The following is a 5,288-nucleotide window of genomic DNA, read 5'->3' as shown; positions in this document are numbered from 1 at the left end:
CCCAAGTCGGCCCGCACATGAGGCCCAACGCCTCCTGTCAAAATCCCCTGACACAAACAGTCCAAGACACTTCAATCACATAACAAAAAAACCCCGCCGAAAATCGACGGGGTTTGTCAGCAGTCTGACGGGGCCCCGACGGGCCCCGTTTTCGTTTTGTCGACACATCCTGCGCCGGTGATGCTCGATGGAGGCCGGCGGCTATCCAACCGACGCCAGCGCCATCGAAACCCCGTCAATCATCTTGAACCGCAGATGAACGCCGCCATCAGAGCCGGTTCAGTTGCATCAGGGCATTCTCCGGCGTGTTGAAGGAGACCGACCCAATGCTTGCTCGCCGCTTCACCATCGTCTGCCTGCTGGTGAGCCTGTTTGGAATGTTCTTCGCCATCCTCGTCGCTGAAGCGGGCCGTCCGGCCCGCGCCTGGGACGAAGCCAGTTCCAGAACCTGCCGCCTCGCCTGCCCCACCCATCTTCGCAACTGAACAAAGAAACCAAGACCTCGAAAAGAAAAGCTGAACGCCATGAACCGCATCGCCGCCAACGCTCTCAAGACCCTTCGGCTTCTGCCGCGGGCGGCGCTTATCCTGACGGTTCTGGCCGCTCCGGTCCTGGCCGTGCCGATGATGCGCGCTGACGCCGGCTCGACGATCGACGCACCGGCCCTGAAGAAGTCCGGCGTCGGCTTTGTGCTTCTGGTCAGCCTGCAGCGCGGTTGAAGAAAAACGGCGCTTTGACCGCCTTCGGTCGCGACACCCCTCCCAAGTGCCGATCCAAGTCTCTATATTGAGCCATGGAAAAGCGAATCTACCCACAAGCCATCGAATCTGTCGTCATGCCGGAGCCTTTTGGCCGGCAAAGCTTTGATAGCGCCGAAAAGGCCGTCAAGGCACTGCAGGCGCTTTACGATCGCAACACCAGGTTCCTGCGCGACTCCTTCGCAGAATTGGCGGCAGCAGGCGGTGATAATGGCAAGCGCTACCGGGCCTTCTATCCGGAGATCGGCGTCACCACCAACTCATTCACCCAGATCGACTCGCGCCAGGCCTATGGGCATATGCCGACGCCTGGGCATTTTTCCACCACCATCACCCAGCCGGGCCTGTTCGAAAGCTACCTCGTCGAGCAGTTGCGCCTGATCATGCGCAATCATGGGGTTGCGGTCACGGTGTCGGAATCGACCACACCCATCCCGCTGCATTTCGCCTTCCTTGAAGGCACCCATGTCGACGGCGCGGCGGCAGAGCGTATCAAGCGGCCGATCCGCGACCTGTTCGACGTGCCCGATCTCGACGGCACCGACGACCAGATCGCCAACGGCACCTTCGAAGTCGCCTTCGGCGAGCCGAGGCCTCTGGCGCCCTTCACGGCGCAGCGCATCGACTATTCGCTGCACCGGCTGTCGCACTATACGGCAACCACGCCGCAGCATTTCCAGAACTTCGTGCTGTTCACCAACTATCAGTTCTACATCGACGAATTCGTCGCCCGCGCCCGCGACCTGATGGCCAATGGCGGCGGCGGATACACGGAGTTCGTCGAGCCGGGAAATGTCATCACCAAGGGCGGGCAGAGCGCGCCCAGCGAAGGCGTTGCACCGCCGCGCCTGCCGCAGATGCCGGCCTATCACCTGAAGAAATCGGGACATGGCGGCATCACCATGGTCAATATCGGCGTCGGGCCTTCCAACGCCAAGACCATCACCGACCATATTGCGGTGCTGAGGCCGCATGCCTGGGTGATGCTCGGTCACTGCGCCGGCCTGCGCAACACCCAGGCGCTGGGCGACTATGTGCTGGCGCATGCCTATGTGCGCGAGGACCACGTGCTGGACGACGATCTTCCGGTCTGGGTGCCGATCCCGCCGCTGGCCGAGATCCAGGTGGCGTTGCAGGAAGCCGTCGCCGAAGTCACCGGCCTTTCGGGCTACGACCTGAAGCGCATCATGCGCACCGGCACCGTCGCCACCATCGACAATCGCAACTGGGAACTGCGCGACCAGCGTGGGCCGGTACAGCGTCTGTCGCAATCTCGCGCCATCGCACTCGACATGGAATCGGCGACCATCGCCGCCAATGGCTTCCGCTTCCGTGTTCCCTACGGCACGCTGCTGTGCGTTTCGGACAAACCGCTGCATGGCGAGTTGAAGCTGCCCGGCATGGCGACCGAATTCTACAAGCGCCAGGTGGCGCAGCACCTGACCATCGGCATCAGGGCTATGGAGAAGCTCGCGGAAATGCCGATGGAGCGGCTGCATTCGCGCAAGCTCAGAAGTTTTTCGGAAACGGCGTTCCAGTAGGCCGGTTCCACGCATCGCATGGGCGTTTCGCCATCTTGATTGAGCCGCATTTCTGCCGATAAGCAGGCGGCATGGAGAAAGCGGGCTTCGGGACATTGCTGATTTCGGTTGCATTCCTGGCAATGCTGGCCTGTTCGATCGCGCTGGTGGCCGGGTTTTTCGGAACGCTGCATCCCGCCTTCGATTCCTTCTCGCATTTCCGCGTCCACCTTGCCGTGCTGATGGCGCTTTGCGCGTTGCCGCTGCTGGCCACGACATTTCGACTGCAAGCGGCCGTGGCACTGCTTTTTGCCGTGGCGGCCTTCGCCACCACTTCCGGCTCGCTGTCCTTCTCCCGCCTGTGGCCGGTTCAGGCCGCCTATGAAGCCAAGAACGAAGACCGCGCGATCTACAAGCTGCTGCAGATGAACCTGCGCTACGACAATCCAACGCCGAAGAAGGTGCTGTCGCTGATCGGCCGGACCAATCCCGACGTGATCACCCTCGACGAGGTGTCGGCGATGTGGGCGACCGAGCTTGGCTATATCAGCAGCGCATATCCATACCGGATCCTCTGTCCTTACCCTAACAAGATATTCGGCGTCGCGCTGCTCTCGCGGCGGCCCTTTGCCGCCGGCACCGAGCCGCGTTGCGAAAGGCGTGGTGCCATGGCGACAGCGACCGTCGACTTCGGCGGCATCGACGTCGATGTCGCCGCGATCCATCTCAGCTGGCCCTGGCCACGCGAGCAGTACTGGCAGATCGGCGAGTTGACGGAGCCGCTTTCCGCGCTCGGCGAGACGGCCATCATGGCGGGCGACTGCAATGCCGCCCCATGGAGTGCCGCCGTGCGGCGGGTCGCGGCGCTTGGCGGGCTGACCGTCATGCCTTCCGCCGGCCCGACCTGGATCCACATCAGGCTGCCGGATTTCCTGCGGCGCTTCGCCGGCCTGCCGATCGACCAGGTTTTCAGCAAGGGCGGCGTGACGATCCATTCGGCGACACGGCTGGAAGACACCGGCTCGGATCACCTTCCGGTCATGGTGGAGTTCTCGCTCAGGCTGAATCAGCAAAAGCCGCTCGATGAACATGAAACCGCGACCGCGGCCATTGTCCAGACCGGCAAGACGCCAGGCTGAAGGATCAGGGCCTGACCAAAGCGATGACGAGATGCTGGACATGGCCGCCGTCGCGATGCTCGCGCGCATCGAAAGCGAGCTGCTTGGCCTCATATGCGGCATTGGTGGCCTTGATGCGTCGCTGTGCCTCGCGACGTGTCTTGTAGCAGGACCGGTCGTCGGCAATCCTGAGGCCGGAGATGGATCTTTCCGTGGCCCGCATCATCTCCCTGGCGATGCGGCCATGGGTTTCCTCATGGGCGCGGACGCCGGCGAAGAACCGCGTCCAGCGCTTCCGGAGCGTCGGGGTGGTGGCCGAGGCGACACGCGGAAACGTGTAGAAGAGATTGAGCGTGCCGTTGGCACGCCGCAAGCGGCAGACGCCATTGTCCTGGCTGGTGTCGAGGTCCCAATCCACAGCGTAGCCGGTCAGCGCGATGGCATGCGTCATGAAGCCGTGCTTCGGCCCCTTGCGGTCCATAGCCTGGACTAGTGCCAGCCCCGTGTTCCCGGTGATGTCGTAGGTCCGCGTCTTGACCACCACCCTGGTGCCGGCCGGGGCCGCCGAAGCCAAACCGAACAGCGCACCGATCGCCACAAGGCATGCCAGAACCGCCAGGCGCATTGGCCATCTCCTTATCGTCAAGGAATGGAACCATAAGCGCGCGGCAGTTTCAACAGTTCTAATGTTCCACATGCCATCGTCGGGACCTTTGCACGCCGCGGCCGGCGCGGGCCTACATGCCCTGATAGACCGGGCCTTCTCCGCCTTGCGGCGGCACCCAGTTGATGTTCTGGTTCGGGTCCTTGATGTCGCATGTCTTGCAGTGGACGCAGTTCTGCGCGTTGATGACGAAGCGCACATCCTTGGCCGTGGGATCGGCGGCGGCGTTGCCGTCTTTGTCGACCCACTCGTAAACCCCGGCCGGACAATAGCGCGTCGAGGGGCCCGCAAAGACATCGTGCTCGGAACGCTTCTGCAGCTCCATGTCTCCGACAAGCAGGTGGACCGGCTCGTTTTCCTCGTGATTGGTGTTGGACAGGAACACCGAGGACAGCCTGTCGAAAGTCAGCACGCCATCGGGCTTCGGATAGGCGATCTTCTTGTGCCGGGCGGCAGGCTCGAGCGTTGCGTAGTCGGCCTTGCCATGCTTCAGCGTGCCGAAGGGCGAGACACCGAACAGCGTGTTCAGCCACATATCGAGGCCGCCAAGGCCGACACCGACGATGGTGCCGAAGCGCGACCACAGCGGCTTGACGTTGCGCACCTTCTTCAGATCCTTGCCGATGTCGGTCGCGCGCCAGGCTTCCTCGTAGGACGCGAGTTCGTCGTTGGCGCGCCCGGCGCCGATCGCCTCGGCGACATGCTCGGCCGCCAGCATGCCGGACAGCACCGCATTGTGCGAACCCTTGATGCGCGGCACGTTGACGAAGCCCGCGGCACAGCCCATCAGCGCACCGCCGGGGAAGGACAATTTCGGCACCGACTGCCAGCCGCCCTCGGTGATGGCGCGCGCGCCATAGCCCAGCCGCTTGCCGCCTTCGAACGTAGCCGCGATCGCCGGATGGGTCTTGAAGCGCTGGAATTCCTCGAACGGCGACAGCCAGGGATTCTTGTAATTGAGATGGAGGACGAAGCCGACCGCCACCTGATTGTCCTCGAGATGGTAGAGGAACGAGCCGCCGCCGGTCTTCAAGTCAAGCGGCCAGCCGAAGGAATGCTGGACCAGCCCCGGCCGGTGGTTCTCCGGCTTGACCTGCCAGAGTTCCTTCAGGCCGATGCCGTATTTGCCCGGTTCGCGGCCATCGGAAAGCTTGTATCTGGCGATCAGTTGCTTGGCGAGCGAGCCGCGAGCGCCCTCCCCGATCAGCACATATTTGCCCATCAGCGC

At 63.0% G+C, this 5,288-nt stretch carries 6 protein-coding genes; 4 read left to right on the top strand and 2 right to left on the bottom strand.

The genetic code is table 11. The annotated features are described in order from the left end of the window. Positions 1 to 326 precede the first annotated feature (326 nt). The 4 genes from EN955_RS35005 to EN955_RS33505 all read left to right on the top strand — a co-directional run bounded on the left by EN955_RS35005 (position 327) and on the right by EN955_RS33505 (position 3,417). A complete protein-coding gene (locus EN955_RS35005; RefSeq protein ID WP_023812838.1) occupies positions 327 to 485 on the top strand; it encodes a hypothetical protein in 159 nt (52 codons plus the stop codon). A gap of 39 nt (positions 486 to 524) precedes the next feature. Further along, positions 525 to 719 (top strand): hypothetical protein, encoded by a 195-nt coding sequence (locus EN955_RS33515; protein WP_024505272.1) that lies wholly within the window; start codon positions 525 to 527, stop codon positions 717 to 719. 116 nt (positions 720 to 835) lie between these two features. Beyond that, positions 836 to 2,299, top strand: coding sequence for an AMP nucleosidase (locus EN955_RS33510; RefSeq protein ID WP_224674137.1), 1,464 nt, complete (start codon positions 836 to 838; stop codon positions 2,297 to 2,299). A 71-nt stretch (positions 2,300 to 2,370) separates the two neighbouring features. Continuing rightward, positions 2,371 to 3,417, top strand: coding sequence for an endonuclease/exonuclease/phosphatase family protein (locus EN955_RS33505; protein WP_024505274.1), 1,047 nt, complete (start codon positions 2,371 to 2,373; stop codon positions 3,415 to 3,417). A gap of 4 nt (positions 3,418 to 3,421) precedes the next feature. On the opposite strand, the gene EN955_RS33500 is transcribed toward EN955_RS33505, so the two are convergent. Next, positions 3,422 to 4,021, bottom strand: a complete 600-nt coding sequence (locus EN955_RS33500) for a DUF922 domain-containing protein (RefSeq protein WP_024505275.1) — start codon at positions 4,019 to 4,021, stop codon at positions 3,422 to 3,424. Between the two features lie 112 nt (positions 4,022 to 4,133). Beyond that, on the bottom strand, positions 4,134 to 5,288 hold a 1,155-nt coding region (locus tag EN955_RS33495; RefSeq protein WP_164769957.1), incomplete at its 5' end, for an electron transfer flavoprotein-ubiquinone oxidoreductase.

It is taken from the genome of Mesorhizobium sp. M7A.F.Ca.CA.001.04.2.1 (assembly GCF_003998485.1).
In the GTDB taxonomy this organism is placed as follows: Bacteria; Pseudomonadota; Alphaproteobacteria; order Rhizobiales; family Rhizobiaceae; genus Mesorhizobium; species Mesorhizobium ciceri.
Note: the sequence above shows the minus strand (reverse complement) of the source record. Positions and strands in the feature narration are given on the sequence as shown.